The organism is Porphyrobacter sp. AAP82, assembly GCF_000331285.1.
GTDB lineage: Bacteria > Pseudomonadota > Alphaproteobacteria > Sphingomonadales > Sphingomonadaceae > Erythrobacter.
In genome coordinates this window covers 1-21,204 of record NZ_ANFX01000040.1, presented here as the reverse complement: position 1 = coordinate 21,204, position 21,204 = coordinate 1, and the positions used below count along the sequence as shown (strand labels likewise).

Annotated in this window: 19 protein-coding genes; 14 read left to right on the top strand and 5 right to left on the bottom strand. The window is 67.3% G+C overall.

Annotated features, from left to right (window positions below; genetic code table 11):
• The first annotated feature begins 2 nt into the window (after positions 1 to 2).
• The 4 genes from gcvH to gcvPB are packed head-to-tail and all read left to right on the top strand — an operon-like array spanning position 3 to position 4,139.
• A complete protein-coding gene (gene gcvH / locus D620_RS0113120) occupies positions 3 to 374 on the top strand; it encodes a glycine cleavage system protein GcvH (protein ID WP_017666278.1) in 372 nt (123 codons plus the stop codon).
• Positions 371 to 1,165: a hypothetical protein gene (locus D620_RS0113115; protein ID WP_017666277.1), complete on the top strand. Its 795-nt coding sequence runs from the start codon at positions 371 to 373 to the stop codon at positions 1,163 to 1,165. The genes gcvH and D620_RS0113115 overlap by 4 nt, the downstream gene beginning before the upstream one ends.
• 38 nt (positions 1,166 to 1,203) lie before the next feature.
• Positions 1,204 to 2,580 (top strand): aminomethyl-transferring glycine dehydrogenase subunit GcvPA, encoded by a 1,377-nt coding sequence (gene gcvPA, locus D620_RS0113110; RefSeq protein ID WP_017666276.1) that lies wholly within the window; start codon positions 1,204 to 1,206, stop codon positions 2,578 to 2,580.
• On the top strand, positions 2,577 to 4,139 hold the full coding sequence (gene gcvPB, locus D620_RS0113105) for an aminomethyl-transferring glycine dehydrogenase subunit GcvPB (RefSeq protein WP_017666275.1): 1,563 nt from the start codon (positions 2,577 to 2,579) through the stop codon (positions 4,137 to 4,139). Before gcvPA ends, gcvPB begins: the two co-directional genes overlap by 4 nt.
• Before the next feature lie 102 nt (positions 4,140 to 4,241).
• On the opposite strand, the gene D620_RS0113100 is transcribed toward gcvPB, so the two are convergent.
• From D620_RS0113100 to D620_RS0113090, 3 genes are all read right to left on the bottom strand, one after another.
• Complete coding sequence (locus D620_RS0113100; protein ID WP_017666274.1) at positions 4,242 to 5,546, bottom strand: lipopolysaccharide biosynthesis protein; 1,305 nt, start codon at positions 5,544 to 5,546, stop codon at positions 4,242 to 4,244.
• A 123-nt stretch (positions 5,547 to 5,669) separates the two neighbouring features.
• Complete coding sequence (locus D620_RS0113095) at positions 5,670 to 6,617, bottom strand: polysaccharide deacetylase family protein (protein WP_017666273.1); 948 nt, start codon at positions 6,615 to 6,617, stop codon at positions 5,670 to 5,672.
• 6 nt (positions 6,618 to 6,623) lie between these two features.
• Positions 6,624 to 8,117 carry a CoA-acylating methylmalonate-semialdehyde dehydrogenase gene (locus D620_RS0113090; RefSeq protein WP_017666272.1) on the bottom strand — a complete coding sequence of 498 codons (1,494 nt, stop codon included), beginning with the start codon at positions 8,115 to 8,117 and terminating at the stop codon, positions 6,624 to 6,626.
• Positions 8,118 to 8,257: 140 nt separating this feature from the next.
• Here D620_RS0113090 and D620_RS0113085 point away from each other — a divergent pair, with 140 nt between their 5' ends.
• Complete coding sequence (locus D620_RS0113085; RefSeq protein WP_026092201.1) at positions 8,258 to 9,229, top strand: SMP-30/gluconolactonase/LRE family protein; 972 nt, start codon at positions 8,258 to 8,260, stop codon at positions 9,227 to 9,229.
• On the opposite strand, the gene D620_RS0113080 is transcribed toward D620_RS0113085, so the two are convergent.
• Positions 9,226 to 10,578: a M24 family metallopeptidase gene (locus tag D620_RS0113080; RefSeq protein ID WP_017666270.1), complete on the bottom strand. Its 1,353-nt coding sequence runs from the start codon at positions 10,576 to 10,578 to the stop codon at positions 9,226 to 9,228. The two genes, D620_RS0113085 and D620_RS0113080, sit on opposite strands and share 4 nt — an antisense overlap.
• Before the next feature lie 49 nt (positions 10,579 to 10,627).
• Entirely contained in the window at positions 10,628 to 11,422 is a 795-nt protein-coding gene (locus tag D620_RS0113075) for a citryl-CoA lyase (protein WP_017666269.1), read from the bottom strand.
• A 93-nt stretch (positions 11,423 to 11,515) separates the two neighbouring features.
• Here D620_RS0113075 and D620_RS0113070 point away from each other — a divergent pair, with 93 nt between their 5' ends.
• From D620_RS0113070 to D620_RS0113030, 9 genes are all read left to right on the top strand, one after another.
• Positions 11,516 to 12,676, top strand: coding sequence for a CaiB/BaiF CoA transferase family protein (locus tag D620_RS0113070; protein ID WP_017666268.1), 1,161 nt, complete (start codon positions 11,516 to 11,518; stop codon positions 12,674 to 12,676).
• Positions 12,657 to 13,484 carry an IclR family transcriptional regulator domain-containing protein gene (locus D620_RS0113065; protein ID WP_017666267.1) on the top strand — a complete coding sequence of 276 codons (828 nt, stop codon included), beginning with the start codon at positions 12,657 to 12,659 and terminating at the stop codon, positions 13,482 to 13,484. Before D620_RS0113070 ends, D620_RS0113065 begins: the two co-directional genes overlap by 20 nt.
• A 177-nt stretch (positions 13,485 to 13,661) precedes the next feature.
• Positions 13,662 to 15,860 (top strand): TonB-dependent receptor, encoded by a 2,199-nt coding sequence (locus D620_RS0113060; RefSeq protein WP_017666266.1) that lies wholly within the window; start codon positions 13,662 to 13,664, stop codon positions 15,858 to 15,860.
• 11 nt (positions 15,861 to 15,871) lie between these two features.
• Positions 15,872 to 16,474, top strand: coding sequence for an NAD(P)H:quinone oxidoreductase (gene wrbA, locus D620_RS0113055; RefSeq protein ID WP_017666265.1), 603 nt, complete (start codon positions 15,872 to 15,874; stop codon positions 16,472 to 16,474).
• A 21-nt stretch (positions 16,475 to 16,495) separates the two neighbouring features.
• Positions 16,496 to 17,041, top strand: a complete 546-nt coding sequence (locus D620_RS0113050) for a VOC family protein (RefSeq protein WP_017666264.1) — start codon at positions 16,496 to 16,498, stop codon at positions 17,039 to 17,041.
• Positions 17,042 to 17,068: 27 nt separating this feature from the next.
• Positions 17,069 to 17,908: an alpha/beta fold hydrolase gene (locus D620_RS0113045; RefSeq protein WP_033376885.1), complete on the top strand. Its 840-nt coding sequence runs from the start codon at positions 17,069 to 17,071 to the stop codon at positions 17,906 to 17,908.
• Between the two features lie 21 nt (positions 17,909 to 17,929).
• A complete protein-coding gene (locus D620_RS0113040; protein WP_026092200.1) occupies positions 17,930 to 18,952 on the top strand; it encodes a 5-methyltetrahydropteroyltriglutamate--homocysteine methyltransferase in 1,023 nt (340 codons plus the stop codon).
• Positions 18,949 to 20,070: a cobalamin-independent methionine synthase II family protein gene (locus D620_RS0113035; RefSeq protein WP_017666261.1), complete on the top strand. Its 1,122-nt coding sequence runs from the start codon at positions 18,949 to 18,951 to the stop codon at positions 20,068 to 20,070. The genes D620_RS0113040 and D620_RS0113035 overlap by 4 nt, the downstream gene beginning before the upstream one ends.
• Before the next feature lie 58 nt (positions 20,071 to 20,128).
• Positions 20,129 to 21,100 (top strand): zinc transporter ZntB, encoded by a 972-nt coding sequence (locus D620_RS0113030; RefSeq protein WP_017666260.1) that lies wholly within the window; start codon positions 20,129 to 20,131, stop codon positions 21,098 to 21,100.
• Positions 21,101 to 21,204 lie beyond the last annotated feature (104 nt).

The window sequence follows — 21,204 nt, the reverse complement described above, 5'->3', positions numbered from 1 at the left end:
CCATGCCGCGTTACTACACTGACGAACACGAATGGATCGATGTCGAGGATGACGTCGCGACCGTCGGCATCACCGAATATGCGCAGGGCCAGCTGGGCGACATCGTGTTCGTCGAACTGCCCGAAGTCGGCGCGATGATCGAGCAAGGCAAGGACGCGGCCGTGGTCGAAAGCGTCAAGGCCGCCTCCGATGTCTACGCCCCGATCACCGGCGAAGTCACCGAGACCAACGCTGCGCTCGAAGAGGACCCCTCGCTCGTCAACTCCTCGCCCGAGGATGCCGGCTGGTTCTTCAGGATGACCATCGCCGCGCCCGCCGAGCTCGACAAGCTCATGGACGAGGACGCGTACAAGGCCTTCGTCGAGGACCTGTGAGCCAAAGCCCGCCCTCCGCGCCGCTGCGCCTGCTGGTCGCCACCCCGCTCTATGGCGGGGCCGAGGGCGACTATCTGCGCAGCGTGGTGGGCCTGACGGGCGCGGCCGAGCGGGCGGGGGTGCCCTGTGCCTTCGCCTGGCTCAGCAACAATCCGGTGATCGACCGCGCGCGCAACGTGCTCGCCGCCGCCTTCCTCAAATCGGACGCGACGCACCTTGTGTTCATCGACGGCGATGTCGGCTTCGTGCCCGAGGAACTGCTCGGCCTGGCCGCGCGGATGGCGGGCGATGATCGCCTCGCGGTGGTCGGCGCGCCCTATCCCAAGCGCGCGATCAACTGGCGGCTGGTTGCCTCGGCGGCGGCCAAAGGCCTCGGGCAGGACAACCCTTCCGCGCTCGAGAGGTTCTCGGGCCTCTTCCCGCTCGAAGTGCTCGAACCGGGGGCGAGCTTCGCGGTCGACCAGCCGATCGAACTGAAGCACACCGGCACGGGGCTGATGGTGATCCGCCGCGACGTGATCGAGACGCTGGCCGCGCGCCATCCCGAGCTGGTCTATGCCGCCGATGCGAGGGACCGCGAAAGCGGGCTGGTGGGCGAGACGCTCTCGGCGCTGTTCCAGCCGCTGATCGACCCTGGGACCGGCCACATGCTGTCCGACGATTACGCCTTCTGCCACCGCGTGCGCGCCGCGGGATTTCGCATCTGGCTCGCGCCGTGGATGCGCACCTCGCACACCGGCCCCGCGCGCTTTGCCGCGACCTTTTCCGATCTTGCGCTGCTCGGCGCCTGACTGTCCCTCCCACCCCAAGCCACGGAAACCCCTCTCCCATGCGCTACCTTCCCCTCACCGATAGCGACCGGCAGGCGATGCTGGCGAAAATCGGCGCTTCGCATATCGACGACCTGTTCGTCGACGTGCCCGAAGTCGCCCGGCTTGACGGCCCGATCCACGGGCTTCCCATGCATGCCAGCGAAATGGCGGTCGAACGCCACATGAAGAAGCTCGCGGCGAAGAACCTGGTGGCGGGCGAGGCGCCGTTCTTCCTCGGCGCGGGCGCATACCGGCATCACGTGCCGGCGAGCGTCGATACCATCATCCAGCGCGGCGAGTTCCTGACCGCCTACACGCCCTACCAGCCCGAGATCGCGCAGGGCACGCTCCAGATGCTGTTCGAGTTCCAGACGCAGGTCGCGCGGCTCTATGGCTGCGCGGTGGCGAACGCCTCGCTCTACGACGGCTCGACCGCGTGCGGGGAGGCCGTCGCGATGGCGACCCGCGTCACCAAAAGGAAGCGCGCGGTGCTCTCGGGCGCGCTCCACCCGCATTATGCGCAAGTTGTGAAGACCATAGCGCACTTCACCGGTGACGAGATCGCCGACGCGCTGCCCTCGATCACCTCCGACCCCGAACTGACCGGCCTGATCGGGCGGATCGACGAGGAGACCGCCTGCGTCGTGGTGCAATATCCCGACATCCTGGGGCGCATCGCCGACCTCACGCCTGTCGCCGAGGCCGCCCACGCCAAGGGCGCGCTGCTGGTGGTGGTCAACACCGAGCCGGTGGCGCTGGGCGCGATCAAGTCGCCCGGCGAGATGGGCGCGGACATCGTGGTGGGCGAGGGGCAATCGCTGGGCGTCGGCCTGCAATTCGGCGGGCCCTACCTCGGCCTCTTCGCGGTGCGCGATCCCAAGCATGTGCGCCAGATGCCGGGCCGCCTGTGCGGCGAGACCACCGACGCGGAAGGCAAGCGCGGCTTCGTGCTCACCCTCTCGACCCGCGAACAGCACATCCGCCGCGAGAAGGCGACGAGCAACATCTGCACCAATTCGGGGCTCTGCGCGCTCGCCTTCACTGTCCACATGACGCTGCTGGGCGAGAAGGGCTTGCGCCAGCTTGCGGCCGAGAACCACCGCCTCGCCTGCCTTGCCGCGGAACGCCTTGCCAAGGTGCCCGGCGTCGAGGTGCTCAACAACGGCTTCTTCAACGAGTTCACCCTGATGCTCGGCGGCAAGCCCGCGCGTAAAATCATCCGTGACCTCGCCGACCGCGGCGTGCTTGGCGGGGTTTCGCTCGGGCGGCTCTACCCTGGGGTCGCGGCCCTCGAACACGCGCTGCTCGTCGCCGTGACCGAGACCACCACCGAGGAAGATATCGAACGGCTCGCCACAGAGCTTGAAGCCGCCATCAAGGAGACCGCGCAATGAACGCCCCCAACAAGAGCGGCTGGAAGCCCGAGATGCAGATCGCCGAAAGCGGCTTTCTCGGCGGCCCCGTCACCAGCACCGGCAACCGCGGGCTGATGCTCGAAGAACCGCTGCTGTTCGAGATCGGCCGCGCCGATGTGACCGGGGTCGATCTGCCCGGGATCGACCCGCAAGCACCCACCCGCCTCGGCGGCCTTGCCCGCAGCGAAGCGATCGGCCTCGTCGGCCTGACCGAGCCCGAGACGGTGCGCCACTACACCCGTTTGAGCCGCCAGAACTACGGGATCGACTTGGGCTTCTTCCCGCTCGGCAGCTGCACGATGAAGCACAACCCGCGCCTCAACGAAAAGATGGCGCGGCTGCCGGGCTTTGCCGACATCCACCCGCTCCAGCCGGTCTCCACGGTGCAGGGCGCGCTCGAGGTGATGAATGAGCTCGCGCATTGGCTGATCACGCTGACCGGCATGCACGGCGTGGCGATGAGCCCCAAGGCGGGCGCGCATGGCGAGCTGTGCGGGATGCTGTGCATCCGCGCCGCCCTGGAAGCGCGCGGCGATACGCGTGATGTGGTGCTGGTGCCCGAAAGCGCCCACGGCACCAACCCCGCCACCGCCGCATTCGCCGGCTTCCGCGTCGAGGACATTCCGGCCACCCCCGAAGGCCGCGTCGATGTCGCGGCGCTGAAGGCCCGGCTCGGACCCGATGTCGCGGCGGTGATGATCACCAACCCCAACACCTGCGGCCTGTTCGAGCGCGACTTCCGCGAGATGGCCGATGCGGTCCACGCGGCGGGCGGCTTCGTCTATTGCGACGGGGCCAACTTCAACGCGATCGTCGGCAAGGTGCGACCGGGCGACCTCGGTGTCGATGCGATGCACATCAACCTCCACAAGACCTTTTCCACCCCGCATGGCGGCGGCGGGCCGGGTTCGGGGCCGGTGGTGCTGTCCGAAGCGCTTGCGCCGTTCGGGCCGATGCCTTTCACGGCGCGTGACGGCAACGGCGTCGTGCATCTGGTCGAGGAAGAAAGCGCCGCGGAATTCGGCCACACCGAGGCCTTCGGCCGCATGACCGCCTTCCACGGCCAGATGGGCATGTTCACCCGCGCGCTGACCTATATCCTCAGCCACGGTGCCGACGGGTTGAAGCAGGTCGCCGAGGATGCGGTGCTCAATGCCAATTACATCTTGCGCAGCATGGAGGACATCCTCCACGCCCCCTTCGGGGCGAGCGGTCCGTGCATGCACGAGGCGCTGTTCGGCGACAAGGACTTCACCAACGGCCTCTCGACGCTCGATGTGGCCAAGGGGCTGATCGACGAGGGCTATCACCCGATGACGGTCTATTTCCCGCTGGTGGTCCACGGTGCGATGCTGGTCGAACCGACCGAGACCGAGAGCAAGGCCGCGATCGACCAGTTCATCGCCGCCTTCCGCGGCGTCGTGGAGCGTGCGCTCGAAGGCGACGAGGCGCTGAAGCAGGCGCCCTACTACTCACCGCGGCGCAGGCTCGATGAGACCGGCGCGGCGCGGAAGCCGAAGCTGGCGTTCGAGGGGTGACTCAATTCTCCCCCTCCCCTTGGGGAGGGGGCGGGGGTGGGGGCTCCCACGCGAGCGGCCTCGCCCCACCCCCGACCCCTCCCTCAAGGGAGGGGAGCCAGGTTAGCGGGCCGGCGGAGCCTTGTCCGTCCCTTCAGCATCGGGCTCCACGACCAGCCGGAACTGCTTGAGGTTCACGATCGCCACATAGAAGCCGACCACTGCGAGCAGGCTTGATCCCAGCACCGCAAAGCCGGCCCCCTGCGCGCCCTTCCAGTCGATGGCCGCTTCCAGAAACAGCAGCGCAAGGATCGTCGGCACCAGCCGCACGAGGAAGGCGATGTGCGCCTTGCCTGCCGAGATCAGCAGCGATTCGAGGCTCGCCCCGACCAGCTCGACCGCGCCTGCAATGCTGAGGATGATCATCGCCCAGTAGAAGCCGGTGAACTGTTCGCCCGCGATCAGCGCCAGCCCCTCGCGCCCGAACAGGATCGCGGTCACCACCGCCGTCACCCCGGCAATTGCGGCGATATTGGCCATGCGCCGCGCGATCTCGACCGCGCCGCTTCGCGATTGCACCAGCTCGGGCAGGATCGCCTTGGAGATGGTCTGCGCGAGCGCGATCAGCGCCACGCCCAGCTGGTTGGCGATGCGGAAACCGCCGGCAAGATAGGCGCCGCCGAAGGTGCCTACCAAGAGGACCATCACCTGCTTGCCTGCGACCGCAAGGCTGCTCGACAGGTTGGTCGAGACGACGAAGCGCCACACGCCATCGTAACGCGCCGGGATCGCCTTGAGGCTGACCGAGGCAAGGCTCACTGGCTGCACCCGTACCGCGACCCACCACAGCGCCAGCGCCGTGCCGACTTCGGAGGCCGCGAAGGCGAGGATGAAGCCGGTCACGTCGGGCATCAGCCCCCATGCCAGCCCGGCGCCGGCCGCGCGGATCACCGGTTGCACCGCTTCGGCCCAGGTCGCCTTGCCGTATTCGGAATGGAGCCGCAGGATGCCGGTCGGCGTCGTGCGGATCGTCGCCACCGATATCACGCAGTACCAGAAGGTCAGCCACAAGAGATCGCGCGGCACATCGAGCCACAAGGGCGCGGTCAGCACCAGCACCGCCGAGGCGATTGTCCCGCCCGCGAAGGACAAGAGGTCGAGCGCGACGGCAAACCCGGTTGCCTCGCGCGCGCGGGCGATATCGACGCCGGGGTTGTCCGGGTCCGCGCCCCAGCGGACGATGAACTGCCAGGTCTGGAAGCTCGAAAAGCCGGTGATCGCCTGCCCCAGCGCGATGATCAGCGCCATGTAGCCGAAGCCGTCGGTGCCCAGCGTGCGCGCGGCGATGGCGAGGTAGAGGAGGCTCAGACCTGCGTTGAACCCGCGCCCGCCGAGCAGCCAGCCCATGTTGGCAAAGACCTGCTTCATTCAGCGGAGGGCCCGGGCGTGCGGAAGGGGCAGGGCGGGACAACCATAGGAGCTGCGCCCTTAGCCGCAAAGCGCGCGGTTAGCCAAGCGGGGATCGTTTCGGCGCGCGCGCCGCGATGGCTGTCAGACCTGCGGCGCCGACGGCGCCAGCACATCACGCGCGAACAGCCAGCTCATCATCTCGGCGTTCATCCGTAGCGGCACGATCGGCGGCTGGATACCGCGTTCCCACGCCATCATGCCGGTAAGCGTGCCCGAGGTGTGCGGGACGACCGGCATCGCGGCGGCGAGCTCGGCATCGGCATAGGCCTCATCCGCGGTGATGATCGTCCAGCCATCCCTGTTCAGTTCGGCGACCAGATCGGCGATGAACAGCGCGGCAAGATCGGTCTCGTGGAGCAGCATCACGTGCGGCGGCGAGCGGCCGAGTGTGGCCTGAGCAAGGGCATCGTGATAGGCGATGCCGCTCATCTGCGATTGCAGGTAGAGCTTCCTGAGCGCCGCCATGTCCATTGCCGTGCCGGCGCGCGCGGCCTCGACGGTCAGCTGTTCGAGATGCCAGTCCGATCCGTCGGCAGTGACATAGCCGTTCCTGAGCCCGCGGGCGACAAGGCCCGCCCGCAGCGCGTCACGCTTGGCCGCATCGCGCCCGCCCTCGTCGAGGAAGGGGTAGCGGAACCACGCCCGGTAGCCGGAGCGCCCCCTCAGCCATGCGGCTGCGCGGTCGAGGTCGGCGAGGTAGGCCTCGGCCCCGGTCTGGTCGAGGTGCCAGTGCGAATGGCTGTGGTTGGCGATGACATGCCCGGCGGCGGCATAGGCGGCGATCCGCGCCTCGCCGCCCGCGCCGTCGGGGGTGTCCAGATTGGCGGTGGTGACGAAGAACGCGGCTTGGCGAACGCCCGCCTCGCGCAGAGCCGCGATCAGGCGCGTGGTGCGATCATCCGGCGTGAAGAACGCGCCTGCCCCACGCGGCACATCATCGAAGGTGAGCGCAATGCGCTTGTCTTGTGCAAGCGTCGGGGCGGCCAGCGCCAGCGCCGCCGCCCACACCATCAACAGGAACGCCCGCACTGCCGATCACCCCATCGTCGGGATGACGAAGGCGTTCGATCCGTCTTGCGAACCATCCGGCCAGCGCTGGGTGATCTTCTTGTTCTTGGTCCAGAACCTGAGGCCTTCCACGCCATACTGGTCAATGTCGCCGAAGCCCGAACGCTTCCACCCGCCGAAGGAGTGATAGGCGACCGGGACCGGGATCGGCACGTTGATCCCGACCATGCCCACGTTCACCCGCGCCGCAAACTCGCGCGCGGCGTGGCCGTTGCGGGTGAAGATCGCGACGCCGTTGCCATACTGGTGCTCGGACGGCAGGCGCACCGCCTCTTCAAAATCACGCGCGCGCACGATCTGGAGCACGGGGCCGAAGATTTCCTCCTGATAGGATTTCATTTGCGGGGTGACGTGGTCGATCAGCGTCGGGCCGACGAAGAAGCCCTGTTCGTGGCCTTGAAGCGTGAAGCCGCGCCCGTCGACGACGATCTGCGCGCCTTCCTGCTCCGCCGTGGTGATCCACTGCTCGATCCGCGCCTTGTGCTCGGGGGTGACGACCGGGCCATAGTCCGCCTCGGGGTCATTCGAGACCCCGATGCGCAAGGCAGCGATCGACTTCAGGAGCTTCTCCTTGAGCCGCTCGGCCGTCTCCTCGCCCACCGGCACCACCACGGGCAGCGCCATGCAGCGCTCTCCCGCCGAGCCGAAGGCCGCGCCCGTGAGGTCGGTGACGACCTGGTCGAGGTCGGCGTCAGGCAGCACGATCCCGTGGTTCTTTGCCCCGCCGAATGCCTGCACGCGCTTGTTGTTGGCCGAGCCGCGCGCGTAGATATATTGCGCGATATCCGATGAGCCCACAAAGCTGATCGCGGCGATATCGGGGTGGTCGATGATCGCGTCGACCATCTCCTTGTCGCCGTGGACGACCTGGAGCAGCCCCTCGGGCGCGCCCGCTTCGAGGAACAGTTCGGCAAGCCGCACCGGCACGGAAGGGTCACGCTCGGAAGGCTTGAGGATGAAGGCATTGCCCGCTGCGCAGGCCATGCCGAACATCCACATCGGGATCATCGCCGGGAAATTGAACGGGGTGATGCCTGCGCCGATGCCGAGCGGCTGGCGCATCGAATAGACATCGATCCCAGGCCCTGCGCCGTGGGTGTATTCGCCCTTCATGATCTGCGGCAGGCCGCAGGCATATTCGATCACTTCAAGGCCGCGCTGCACATCGCCGCGCGCGTCGGGGACGGTCTTGCCGTGTTCGGATGAGAGCATTTCGGCGAGGCTCTGCATGTTCGCCTCGACCAGTTCCTTGAAGGCGAACATGACCCGGGCACGGCGCTGCGGATTGGTGGCCGCCCAGCCGGGCTGGACGCGCCTGGCGGTTTCCACCGCGCGGGCGAGCAGTGCCGCATCGCCCAGCGCGACCTCGGCCTGGACCTCGCCGGTCGAGGGATTCCAGACGCTGTGCTTGCGGGCCGGAGCGGGCGAGCCGCCGACGATGAAGTGGTCGATCTGACGCATTGCGGGGGTCTCCTGTCTGCGCTCCCAATGCCCCCCGAGGAGGTTGCTTGCAACCCTCGCGCCTCCCCTCAAAAGTGCTGGCATCGGCCTGCGCGGCAGGGCACTGTCGCAGCAAGACGAGGCGAGCGAAGAGGCAGGCGATGGCAAGAGCATGGATGGCAATCGGCGGCGCGGTGCTCGCGCTGGTGGCGGGGGGCGCCGCAGCGCAGGACAGCGCGGCAGTGAGTGCCGGAGCGAGCGCACAGGGCACGCTGGTGGTCGCCGAGCCGCGCCTCGTCGAGGGCACGATGGAACTGGTCGCCACCGGCTACACCTTCACCGAAGGCCCGGCGTGGGATGGGGTGCGGCTGATCTTCAGCGATATCCCGGGCAACACGGTCTACGCCTACACCACCGACGCGGGCGCGCCGACGGTGCTCTATGCGCCCAGCATGAACGCCAATGGCCATACCTTCGACCGCGCAGGCCGCCTTCTCAATGCCGAGCACGGCAGCGGCGCGCTGACCCGCTGGACGCCGCAGAGCGGGCGGCAGGTGATCGCCGAAAGCTTCGAGGGCAAGCACCTCAACAGCCCCAACGACGTCGTGGTGCGCGGCGACGGGATGATCTTCTTCACCGACCCGCCCTATGGCCTCGGCCAGCGACAGAGCGAGACAGGCTTCTCGGGGGTGTTTGCGCTCGACGAGAAGACCGGGCGCATGGCGCTGATCGATGACGGTCTGGCGCGCCCCAACGGCCTTGCCCTCTCGCCCGATGAAAAGGTGCTTTATGTCGGCGATACCGCGACACAGACCCTTTGGGCCTATGACATTGCCGCAGATGGCAGCGCCTCGGGCAAGCGGCAGGTGATCGACCTCAAGGTGGAGGGGCTTTCCGGCAATGTCGACGGGGTGCGCGTGGACAGCGACGGGATTGTGTATTTGACCTGCCCGGGCGGGATCTGTGTGGTCGACCCGGCCAAGCGCGCACTGCTTGAACGGATGGCCGTGCCCAGACGCGCGACCAATCTCGCCTGGGGCGGCCCGGACCTGTCCGATCTCTACATCACTGCCCAGTCCGACGTGTACCGCGTCAAGACCCGCGCGCGCGGGATCGGATCGTCGAGCCGCTAATCCGAAGCGATCAGCGTGATCGTGGTCTGCCGGCCATCGATGAAGCGCACGGCCTCGCCATCGAAGAAGGCGTCCTCCTCGGTGCGGAAATCGACGCGCTGGCCGCCCCATTCGGGCACCTTGGCATAAGAGGTGAGCTCGATCGACCAGGCGGTGTTCGGCCGAATCGGGCCGCTCCCTCGCGGATCGGGCTTCTGGTTGTCCCAGAAGCCGATCGCCGGCCCCGCGCCATGGCCGTGGTGGCCGATCGGGTGGGTGTAGATCGAAGGATCGAGCCCCGCCGCGATCGCTTCGGCGCGGGCGATGGCAAGCGCCTCGTTGCCGCTGCGCCCGGGCTTGAACGCGGCGCGCAGGAAATCCTGCACCCGGTTGCTGTTCGCGAGTCCGGCTGTGAGGCCCGCCGGCGCCTCGGTCTCGCCCGGCTTCAGCACATAGGCGAGGTGCTGGGTATCGGTGTTGAGCCGCAGGTAGGTGATGCCGAAATCGGTCCACAGCAGATCGCCCGGCCGGATCACCTTGTCGCCTTCGATCATCCCCGCGGCCCCCTGCCGCTGGATCGCGACCGAGGGGTGGAACCATGGATCAAGGCCAAGCTGCATCAGCCGGTCGCGATACCACCACTGCACCTGTTCGGCAGTGGTGACGCCCGGTGTGATGACCTTGCGCGAGAAGGCCTCGCCGATCACGGCGTGGGCGATGCGCACGACAGTGGGATAAATCGCCATCTCGGAAGGCGTGCGGGTTTCGAGCCAGCGGATCGCCAGCCCCTCGCCACTGGTGACGCGCTCGTGCAAGGGCGGGGGCAGGGCGCTCATGAACCTGTCGTACTGGCTCAGCGTCATCCCGTCTGCGAATTGCGAGAGGTCGGAGGAGTTGATCGCGATTGTCTTGGGGTCACGCGCGGCGATGATCTCCGCGACCGCCTGCCACTGGTCGGGCTGCGTGTCCGGATCCCAGGCGGGCGCGAACAGCCCGCCGAGGCCGTAGCGGCTGACCGTCAGGCGCTCGACCGGCTTGTCCTCGCCCGGATCGTGGAAAACCAGGATGGTCCGCCGCCGCGCGTGCATGTTCTCGGCATCGAGCATGGTGGCGACCACCGGCTCCTCGAAATATTCGCGCGCGACCAGCACCCACAGGTCCACCCCTTCGGCGCGCATGATCTGCGGGACCAGCGTGTCGAGGCGTTCGGCAAGGATGCGGTTTTCGAGCGCCGCGCGCTCGCGCGGGGAAAGGATCGGGGGAAGCGCGGGGGCGGCGACCTCGGTCTCGGCAAGGGCGAGCGGCGCTTCGGCCAGCGCCGGCGCGGCTGCGAGCGCCGCCGCCAGTGCGATCAGATGTCTTGCGCGCATGCCGTCCTCCGTGTTGCCCGCTTGTCAGTGACGCGCGCGGGGCGCGGGATCAAGCCTCGGCAGGCTCGCTCCCGTCGTCGAAGCCGATCCGCTCGGCGGCGGCTCCCGACATGATGAAGCCGATGGGCCGCTCGGTCTCTTCCTGGAGGTGGGCGATGAGGCTCGCGGTGCGGGCGAGGAGCGAGATGCCCTTGAGCGCGGCGAGCGGGAAGCCCGCGTCGAGCATCACCGCGGGGATCGCGCCGTTGACGTTGATCGGCAGGCTGCGGCCGATCGCCTCGGGAAGCACGGCCTCGATGGTGCGCAGCATGGCGATGTGCTTGCCTTCCATGCCGTGCTCCTTGGCCAGCGCCAGCAGGCGGTGCGCGCGCGGATCGCCGCCCGAATGCTGGGGGTGGCCGAAGCCGGGGATCGCCTTCTTCTCTGCGCGCAGTGCCTTGATCGCGGCGATGGCGGTGGCGGCGGCGTCACCGCCATCGCTAACTGCGACCACCTGCGCATAGAACTTGCCGGCGACCTCCGCGCTCCCCAGCACCACGCTGCCGCAGCCCAGCAGCCCTGCGGCAACCGCGCCGTGGAAGGCCTCGGGCGCGGCGGCGTAGGTCATGCGGGTGGCGACGACGCTCGGCACCAGGCCATGTTCGGCAATCGCGCAAAGCACCGCATCGGCGAGCGCCTTCTGTGGCGGGCTCGGCATGGTGCCGGTCACCAGCAGCCAGAAATAGCTCGTGAAGTCGACATGCCCGATCACTTCGCTACACAGGTCCCGCCCGCGCACCGTGATGCTGGTCGCATCCGAGGTGCAGATCGAAGTGACCGCGTTATCCTGCTTGCCGATGCGCATGAGTCCGTGCCTTTTCGTTATTCGAAGTTGATTTCGGTATGCGAAGAATATAGTGTCACATCCACACCAAGGCAAGCAGATGGGATCAGAGCGATGACAGCAAGGCCGCTCGCGGGCGTTACCGTGCTCGAAATGGGCACCTTCATCACCGGCCCTGCCGCCGGCATGCTGCTCGCCGACATGGGCGCTGATGTCATCAAGGTCGAACAGCCGGGCACGGGCGATCCGTTCCGCAGCTTCAAGGGCGAACTCTACAGCCCGCACTTCCAGACCTACAATCGCGGCAAGCGCTCGATCACCATCGATCCCAAGAACCCGGAAGACCTCGCCGTGCTCGACCGGCTGGTCGAGGATGCCGACGTGTTCATCCAGAACTTCCGGCCGGGCGTGGCAGGCCGGCTCAAGGTCGATGCGGCGCGGCTCCAGGGGATCAACCCGCGGCTGGTCTATGCTTCGATCTCGGGCTTCGGCGCGGAAGGCCCGGAGCGCGACCGCCCTGCCTTCGATACCGTCGCGCAGGCGGCAAGCGGCTTCTTGAGGCTGCTGGTCAACCCCGAGCACCCGCGCGTCGTCGGCCCGGCCATCGCCGATGCCATGACCGGCTTCTACACCGCGCTGGGCATTCTTGCGGCGTTGAACGAGCGGCACGTGACGCAGCGGGGCCGGGTGGTCGAGACCTCGATGTTCGAGGCGATGTGCCACTTCAACCTCGACGATTTCACCCACCTGCTGTCTGCCGATCAGGTCATGGGGCCATATTCGCGCCCGCATGTCTCGCAGAGCTACGTCTTCCAGTGCGCGGACGGCAAGTGGCTGGCGCTGCACATGTCCTCCCCGCCCAAGTTCTGGGAGAATCTCGCGGTCGCGGTCGGCCAGCCTGACATGCTGGGCCTGCCCGCTTTCGAAAGCCGCGAGGCGCGGATCGCGCATTACGAGGATGTCGTCGCCTTCCTCGCCCCGATCTTCGCCAGCCAGCCGCGCGATCACTGGACCGCCGAGCTGACCCGTCTGGAAGTGCCCAATTCGCCCGTTTACGACACCACTGAAGTGCTCGCGACCGAGCAGGCCAAGGTGCTCGGGCTGGAAGTGGCCGATCCGGACGGGCCGAAGGGGACTTTCCGCACCATCCGCTTCCCTGTGTCCTTCGACGGCGCACGGATGGACAGCGTCACCGCGCCGCCCCTATTGGGGGCCGACGACGCGGCGGTTCGCCGCTCCATCGAAAGGCCGGTGCATGGGGTCCGCAGGGGCTGAACCGCAGGACAAGGGGGCCTCGAAAGACCCCGAATTCCTCTCGACGCTCGAACGCGGGCTGAGGGTCCTCAAGGCCTTCGACGAGGATCATCCCGAGATGACCCTCTCGGAAGTCGCCGCCAAGACCGCGCTGCCGCCCGCCGTGGCGCGTCGCTGCCTCATCACGCTGGTGGAACTGGGCTATATCGGCCAGCACGAGCGCAAGTTCCTGCTGCGCCCAGCAGTGCTGACGATCGGCTCGGCGTTCAGCGCCTCGATGCAGATCGAGCAGGTGGTGCTGCCGCCGCTGCAATCCCTGCGCGACCAGACCGGCGACAGCGCGTCGCTCGCCGTCATGTCGGGCACCAACATCCTCTATGTCGCCCACGTCTCGACCGACCGGCGGTTCCGCGTTGCCGCCGGTGTGGGCACGCGCTTTCCCTTCCATGCCACCTCGCTCGGCAAGGCGCTGGCGGCGAACCTGCCCGAGCACGAGCGCGCCGCGCTGCTCGCCCGGGCGCCGTTCCAGCGCTTCACCGAGCGCACCGTGACCGACGCGGCCGCGCTCGCCGAGCGGCTCGCACTGATCGCTGAGCGGGGCTACGATTCGGCGCTCGATGAACTCGATTACGGGATCGTCTCGGTCGCGGTGCCGGTGTTCGGGCGCGACAGGCGGGTCATCGCCAGCGTCAACTGTTCGACCTCCACCACCCGCATCTCGCAGGACGAGCTGGTCCGCACCCGCCTGCCCCTGCTGCGCCGCGCGGCGGGCGATATCGAGGCGGCCCTGAAGCGCTGGCCGGCACTCGAGGCGAGCTTGCGCCCCTGAGCGTGTCCATGCGGCAACAGCCGCGCCGGAATTTCGCATATCGAAGTTGACTTCGCATGGCGAAGTTCATAATTGCCAATCCGAGGAGAGGGGTCGCCACAAGAGCGGCGCGTTCGCGCGCATACAGGGGAGAGAGTTATGACGTTTCCGGGCCTGAACCGCGCGACAGGGGGGCAAATGACCCGCACCGCCGTCAGCACCACCGCGCTGGCCGCAGCGCTGATCGCCGCCGCGCCCGCTTGGGCCGCGCAAGACGCCGCCGCCGAGCCGGCGGCCGAAACCGAAGGCGAGATCGTCGTCACCTCGCTGCGCCGCACCGAGACGCTGCAGGATACTCCGGCAGCGGTCACCGCCTTCGATTCGCAAGCGATCGCGAACGCCGGGATCGAGCGCCCGGCCGACTTCATCGCGCTGACCCCCAACGTCAACCTGATCGAGACCCAGAACGCGGGCAACGCCTTCGTCATCATCCGCGGCATCACCCAGAACCGCAATTCCGAGCCTTCGGTGGCGGTGATCGTCGACGGCGTGCAGCAGGTGAACCCGGCGCAGTTCAACCAGGACCTGTTCGACATCGCCCAGATCGAAGTCCTCAAAGGCCCGCAGGGCGGCCTTTACGGGCGCAACGCCATCGGCGGCGCGATCATCATCACCACCAAGGCCCCGACCGACGAATTCTCCGGCAACGTCACCGCCGGCGTCGACAACGGGTTCGGCTACTATGTGCGCGGCGGGGTGAGCGGGCCGCTGGCCGACAACGTCAAGTTCCGCGTCGCCGGATCGTGGTATGATACCAACGGCTTCATCGACAACGTCTTCCTCGGCGAAAAGGCCGATCCGGTCGAAGATTTCAGCTTGCGCGGCAACCTGCTGATCGAGGCGACCGACCAGCTCACCTTCGATCTGCGCGCCAGCGTCAACCAGCTGCGCACCCAGGGGCTCTACTACAACATCGTCGCCGATGTGAACGACATCGCCGATGTCGAGGTCAACAACCCCGGGCAGAACGATCGCGACATCTACAACGTCGCTCTCAAGATCGAATATGCGGGCGACAATGCCGTGTTCACCTCGGTGTCGTCCTACGACACGCTGAAGGAAGTGCTGACCGGCGACGCTTTCGACTTCAAGCCGATCCCGGACAGCTTCTTCTTCAACCTGTTCGAATTCCTGTTCGGCCCGGGCAACGGCTTCGATCTCAACCAGAGCCAGTATCTCAACGTCAAGGCGTTCAGCCAGGAAGTGCGCCTCGCCTCGCCCGAGGATGGCCGCGCCTTCAACTGGATGGTCGGCGGTTATCTGATCGACACCACCCGCTTCATCTCGACCGGCAACATGATCGACACCGGCAACGGCGTCTTCCCGGTGTTCCGTTCGCCCTCGACCAATCCGCTGAACCCGCAGTTCTCCTATCTCGCCGACGGGCAGGAGAACTTCGCCTGGGCGCTGTTCGCCAACGCGGGCTACGAGTTCAGCCCCGAATTCCGCGTCGATGCGTCGCTGCGCTATGACCGCGACCGCCGCCGCCAGACCACGCTCACGCCGCCGGCCTTCCTGCCCAATGTGCCTGGCGTGCCCCAGGCGCAGAGCGGCGAGGTGCGCACCGCGATTTTCGACGACTGGCAGCCTAAGATCACCCTCACTTACGAGCCGAGCCCCGATGTCACCCTTTACGGCGGCTATTCGCGCGGCTTCCGTTCGGGCGGCTTCAACCAGACCGGCGTCGGTGCGGAAGCGGTGAACAACAACATCGTCGGGGTGGGCGACATCTTCCAGGCCGAAACCGCCGACACCTTCGAAGTCGGCGCCAAGGCGCAACTTGGCCCGGTCCGCCTCGCGGGCGCGGCCTACACGACCAAGTCGGAGAACTCCTACTTCTTCGTCTTCCTCGCCCAGTCCTCGACCCAGAACCTCGGCAATATCCCGGCGACCCGGATCAACGGCTTCGAGATCGAGGCGAGCGCCGAGATCGTCCCCAACCTCGATGTCAATGCCGCGCTCGGCTACACCGACAGCGAGATCAAGGACTTCGCCGATGCCTCGGTGATCGGCAACGAGGCACCGCAGATCTCGCGCTACACGATCAACCTCGGCGCGCAGTATGCCGGGCCCCTGTCGGACAGCGTCGATGGCCTGCTGCGGGTCGATTACCGCCGCACCGGCAAGACCTGGTGGGAGCCGTTCAACACCACCGTGCGCGATCCCATCGACATCGTCGATGTGCGCGCCGGGGTCACGCTGGCCAATGGCGTGTCGATCACCGGCTTTGCGAGCAATCTCTTCAACGAGATCTACAACGCCGAGTTCTCCCCCGGCGGCTTCGTGTTCCGGGCCCGTCCGCGGCGCTTCGGGTTCGAGGTCGGCTACAAGTTCTGAAAGGTTTCGCGATGACCAAGGTGCTGGTGCTCTACTATTCGAGCTATGGCCATATCGAGGCGATGGCCGCTGCGGTTGCCGAAGGCGCCGCCAGCGTCGCCGGCACCGCGGTCACCGTGAAGCGCGTTCCCGAGTTGGTGTCCGATGAGGTCGCCAAGGGTGCCGGGATGAAGCTCGATCAACAGGCTCCGATTGCGACCCCGGATGAACTGGCTGATTACGATGCGATCATCTTCGGCACCCCCACCCGTTTCGGCAATATGGCCGCGCAGATGCGCAACTTCCTCGACCAGACCGGCGGGCTGTGGTTCCAGCAGAAGCTCGTCGGCAAGATCGGCTCGGTGTTCGTCTCGACCGCCAGCCAGCACGGCGGGCAGGAGACCACCATCACTTCGTTCCATACCACGCTGCTGCACCACGGCATGGTGATCGTCGGCCTGCCCTATACCTTCGCGGGCAATGCCGAGATGGGCGAGATCAGCGGCGGCACGCCCTATGGCGCGAGCACGCTGGCGGGGAACGACGGAAGCCGCATGCCGAGCGAGAACGAGCTTGCCGGGGCCCGTTTCCAGGGGGCACATGTCGCGCAGATCGCCGCCAGGCTGGCGGCCTGATTCAGACAGGGAGATAAGCCGATGACCAAAATTCTGGCCAACCGCCTTCACCACACCGCCTATGTGACCAAGGACCTCGAAGCCACCCGCGCCTTCTACGAAGACGTGCTCGGCTTCCCGCTGATGGCGACCTATTGCGAGATGGACGAACTGTTCGGCAAGGAGCGCACCTATTGCCACGTGTTCTTCGAGCTGGCTGACGGCAGCGCGCTCGCCTTCTTCCAGTTCGCCGATCCCGAGGACCAGGCCGAATTCGGGCCCGATATCCCCGCGAGCCCCTTCATCCACATCGCATTGCACGTCGATGCCGAAGGGCAGGCCGCGCTCGCCAAGCGGATCGCGGATGCCGGCATCGTCGAGCCGCAGACCTATGTGCTCGAACACGGCTATTGCCGCTCGCTCTATGTCACCGATCCCAACGGGATGATCCTCGAGTTCACCCATGACGACGAACGCGCCGCGCCGCTCGATGCCGAACGTCGCGCCTCGGCCCATGCGGAATTGAAGCGCTGGCTGGCGGGCGATCACCACAACAACAACCCGTTCCGCGCCGCCGAAGCGGCCTGACAGGCGAGGGGTGCGTGTAGGGCCGACATGCTAGCCGCGCGCACCCCTGAACCCGACGCTCCGTGGTATGGCGAAGTCGCTGTCCACGGCGGCACGCTCCCGATCTGGATGGCGGGCGCCGTCGATTCCGGTGCCGCGCCGCTGATCCTGCTCCACGGCTGGACCCTCGATCACCGCATGTGGAGCCCGCAGGTCTCGGGGGAGCTTGCACGCGGGCACTTCCTCGTCATGCCCGACCGACGCGGCTGCGGGCGCGCCAGCGCGCCGCCCGATCTGTCGTGCGAGGCCGAGGATGTCATCGCCATCGCCGATTTCCTCGGCTTCGAACGCTTCGCGCTGGCCGGCCTGTCGCGCGGGGCGGTCGTGGCGCTCGATGTGGCGCGGCGTTACGGATCGCGGCTCACCGCGCTGGTGGTCTCGGGCGCGCCGCTGCCCGCGCTGGTGGCGCGCGAGGAAGTGATCGATCTGGAGCGCTACCGGTCGCTGGCCCGCACCGGCAACCTCGCCGCCTTCCGCGCCGAATGGGCGCATCACCCGCTGATGCGCACGCATAGTGCCGAGGCCGCAAGGCTGGCGGGCGCGATGCTCGCCGATTACGCCGGGCGCGACCTTGTGGCGGGCGGGGGCGAGGCGCCGGGCCTGCCGCGCGAGGTGCTGGGGATGCTTCCCATGCCCGTGCTGAGCATGACCGGCGAGCACGACACCCCCTGGCGCCGCGCCTGCGCGCGCGCGCTCGGCGAGGTCGCACCCCGCGCCCGCCACGTGGAAATCGCCCAGGCAGGCCACCTCGCCAATGCCGACAACCCGGCCGATTTCGACGCGGCTGTCTCCGCCTTTCTCCGCGCCTGCGCGGCGAGGCCTCGTTAACCTGTCGAAGGAGAGAGTCCAATGCTGCTACCGACCTCGCTCGTGGGATCCTACGCTCAACCCGACTGGCTGATCGACAAAGTAAAGCTGAAGGGCCGCTTCCCCCCCCGCGTGCGCGCGACCGAGCTGTGGCGGGTCGATCCGGCCTATCTCGAAGAAGCCTTCGACGATGCCACGCTGCTGGCGATCCGCGATCAGGAACGCGCTGGGCTCGACATCATCACCGATGGCGAGATGCGGCGCGAAAGCTACTCGAACCGCTTTGCCACCGCGCTCGAAGGGGTCGATCTCGACAATCCCGGCGTCGCCCTCGATCGCAGCGGCGAGCCCAATCCGGTCCCGCGCGTCACCGGGAAAATCCGGCGCAAGCATGCCGTGGAAACCCGCGATGTCGAATTCCTGCGCGCGCATACCGACCGGATGATCAAGATCACCGTGCCCGGCCCGTTCACCATGGCTCAGCAGGCGCAGAACGATTTCTACAAGCACGAAGCCGAGATGGCGCAGGATTACGCGGTCGCGGTCAATGCCGAGATCAAGGACCTGTTCGCCGCCGGGGCCGATATCGTCCAGATCGACGAGCCCTACATGCAGGCGCGGCCCGAAAAGGCGCGCGCATACGGGCTCGCCGCGCTCGAGACCGCGTTCGACGGGGTCGAGGGGCGCACCGCGCTGCACATCTGTTTCGGCTATGCTGCGCTCATCCACGAGCGCCCGCAGGGCTACAATTTCCTGCCCGAACTGGCCGGATCGCCGGTGCAGCAGATTTCGATCGAGACCGCACAGTCCAAGCTCGATTGCAGCGTGCTGGAAAGCCTGACCGGCAAGACGGTCATCCTCGGCGTGCTCGACCTGTCGACGCATGATATCGAAACCCCCGAGGATGTCGCCGCGCGCATCCGCCGTGCGCTGCCGCATATTGCTGCCGAACGGCTGGTGATCGCGCCCGATTGCGGGCTCAAATACCTGCCGCGCGAGGTCGCCTTCGGGAAGATGAAGGCGATGGCCGATGGCGCGGCCATCGTGCGCGGGGAGCTGTCATGAGCCGCTTCCTCACCACCCACGTCGGCAGCCTGCCGCGCCCCGAGGCACTGCTCGATCTGGTCTTCGCGCGCGAAGGCGGCGAGGTCGTGTCGGAGGAGGCCTTCGACGCGGCCGTCGACGAAGCGACCGCCTATGTCATCCGCCGTCAGATCGAGGCGGGCGTTTCGATTGTCAATGACGGCGAGCAGTCCAAGCCGTCCTACGCCACCTACATCAAGCACCGCCTGTCGGGCTTCGGCGGCGAGGCGGGGCAGTACGAATTTGCCGACCTCGAGGCCTTCCCCGGCGCCAAGGCGCAGGTGTTCGGCAACAAGGGCCGCGCCAAGCGTTCCGCGCCCGCCTGCACCGCGCCCATCGAAGTTATCGATATGGAAGCGCCCCGGATCGACGCCGAGCGCCTCGTGCGCCTCGCAAACGGACATGCGACCTTTATGTCCGCCGCCAGCCCCGGCGTCACCGCACTGTTCTTCCCCAACCGGTACTACGCCAGCGACGAGGAGTATGTCTTTGCCCTCGCCGAGGGCCTGCGCCACGAATACGAGACCATCGCGGCGGCTGGCATCACCCTTCAGGTCGATTGCCCCGACCTGGCGATGGGCCGCCATGTGCAGTTCACCGGCCTCAGCACCGAGGAGTTCCGCAAGCGCATCGGCATGAACATCGCCGCGCTCAATCACGCGGTCAAGAACATCCCCGCCGATCAGCTGCGCATGCACCTGTGCTGGGGCAACTACCCCGGCCCGCACCACTGCGATGTGGCGCTGGACGAGATTGCCGATATCGTGTGGAGCGCCAAGCCGCAGACCGTGCTGCTCGAAGGCGCGAACCCGCGCCACGCGCACGAATTCGCCTTCTTCGAAAGGCACCCCCTGCCCGACGGCAAGATCCTGTGCCCGGGCATGGTCGAGCCGCAGTCGCCCTATATCGAGCACCCCGAACTGATCGCCCAGCGCATTGGCCGCTACGCCGATCTGCTGGGGGCGGAGCGCGTCATGCTGGGGGTCGATTGCGGCTTTTCGGTGCACGCGGGCAGCAATGCGCTCGATCCCGAAATCGTCTGGGCCAAGCTTGCCGCTCTGTCGGAAGGTGCCGCCATCGCCAGCGCGAAGTATTTCTGACACGCCCGCCCGTGCCCCCCGCTTGCAGAGCAGGGGGAGGGGCGGCTAAGCCTGCGGCATGGATGCCCGCACCCGTCCGCTGACTGTCCAGGCCCTGATGGTGCGGGATGGCGCCGTCATGCCCATCGGCCCGGCCGACGTCGCCGAATTCGACGGGCCGGGTTTCGTCTGGCTCCATGCCGAAGGGGTTGGCCATGGCGAGACCATGGACCTGCCCGGCTATGTCCCGCCGCTGGCCGCCAACGCGCTGGTGGCCAGCGAAACCCGCCCGCGCTGCGACGAGGTGGAGGATGCTGCGCTCATCAATCTGCGGGGCACTGCGGCAGATACGATGCAGGATTCCGACGGGCTGGTCTCGATCCGCATGTGGGTGGAAGGCCGGCGCGTCACCTCGGTCAGCCGCCACCCCCTCGCCGCGCTGGGCAAGGTCGAGGCCGCCTTGCGCGCCGGACGGATCACCGACGGCGGCGATTTCGTCTCCGCGCTGGCGCAGGCGATCTCGGTGCAGCTCGATCCACAGGTCGCCGAGCTGGGCGACGCGCTCGACGATTGCGAGGGGATGCTCGACGGCGGCAATATCTACGAGCTGCGGCGCATGATCGCCCGCATCCGCTCGCAGGCGATCGTGCTGCGGCGCTTCGTCGCGCCCGACCGCGATGCGCTGGCGGCGATGGCGCAGCTCGAATTCGACTGGATCAGCAAGGATGACCGCCTGCACCTGCGCGAGGCGGCGGACCGCTTCGCGCGCATGGCCGAAGAGCTGGAGGCGGTGCGCGAGCGTGCCGCGCTGCTCCACGAACAGCTCACCGATCTGCGCGCCGAGATGATCGACCAGCGCAGCCTCGCGATTGCGGTGACGGCCTTCATCTTCCTGCCACTGACCTTTGTGACCGGACTGCTCGGGATGAATGTCGTCGGCATCCCCTTTGCCGATCACCCCTGGGCGTTCTGGGGCGTGGTTGCCTTTTGCGGGTTGATCGGGCTGGCGGTGATGGCGTGGTTCGCGTGGAAGCGCTGGCTTGACGCGTGAGCAATTCGTTCACTAAATGTTCCACGTGAAACATTGACGTGTGGACCGGCGTGCAAAAGGGACCCCGTTAGCGGGGTGATCGGCGTCTAAAAGGGACCCCTCAT

Coding starts and splice junctions, on each gene's coding strand:
- gcvH (WP_017666278.1), top strand. CDS start 3: ATGCCGCGTTACTACACTGACGAACACGAATGGATCGATGTCGAGGAT.
- gcvPA (WP_017666276.1), top strand. CDS start 1,204: ATGCGCTACCTTCCCCTCACCGATAGCGACCGGCAGGCGATGCTGGCG.
- gcvPB (WP_017666275.1), top strand. CDS start 2,577: ATGAACGCCCCCAACAAGAGCGGCTGGAAGCCCGAGATGCAGATCGCC.
- D620_RS0113100 (WP_017666274.1), bottom strand. CDS start 5,546: ATGAAGCAGGTCTTTGCCAACATGGGCTGGCTGCTCGGCGGGCGCGGG.
- D620_RS0113090 (WP_017666272.1), bottom strand. CDS start 8,117: ATGCGTCAGATCGACCACTTCATCGTCGGCGGCTCGCCCGCTCCGGCC.
- D620_RS0113085 (WP_026092201.1), top strand. CDS start 8,258: ATGGCAAGAGCATGGATGGCAATCGGCGGCGCGGTGCTCGCGCTGGTG.
- D620_RS0113080 (WP_017666270.1), bottom strand. CDS start 10,578: ATGCGCGCAAGACATCTGATCGCACTGGCGGCGGCGCTCGCAGCCGCG.
- D620_RS0113075 (WP_017666269.1), bottom strand. CDS start 11,422: ATGCGCATCGGCAAGCAGGATAACGCGGTCACTTCGATCTGCACCTCG.
- D620_RS0113070 (WP_017666268.1), top strand. CDS start 11,516: ATGACAGCAAGGCCGCTCGCGGGCGTTACCGTGCTCGAAATGGGCACC.
- D620_RS0113065 (WP_017666267.1), top strand. CDS start 12,657: ATGGGGTCCGCAGGGGCTGAACCGCAGGACAAGGGGGCCTCGAAAGAC.
- D620_RS0113060 (WP_017666266.1), top strand. CDS start 13,662: ATGACCCGCACCGCCGTCAGCACCACCGCGCTGGCCGCAGCGCTGATC.
- wrbA (WP_017666265.1), top strand. CDS start 15,872: ATGACCAAGGTGCTGGTGCTCTACTATTCGAGCTATGGCCATATCGAG.
- D620_RS0113050 (WP_017666264.1), top strand. CDS start 16,496: ATGACCAAAATTCTGGCCAACCGCCTTCACCACACCGCCTATGTGACC.
- D620_RS0113045 (WP_033376885.1), top strand. CDS start 17,069: ATGCTAGCCGCGCGCACCCCTGAACCCGACGCTCCGTGGTATGGCGAA.
- D620_RS0113040 (WP_026092200.1), top strand. CDS start 17,930: ATGCTGCTACCGACCTCGCTCGTGGGATCCTACGCTCAACCCGACTGG.
- D620_RS0113035 (WP_017666261.1), top strand. CDS start 18,949: ATGAGCCGCTTCCTCACCACCCACGTCGGCAGCCTGCCGCGCCCCGAG.
- D620_RS0113030 (WP_017666260.1), top strand. CDS start 20,129: ATGGATGCCCGCACCCGTCCGCTGACTGTCCAGGCCCTGATGGTGCGG.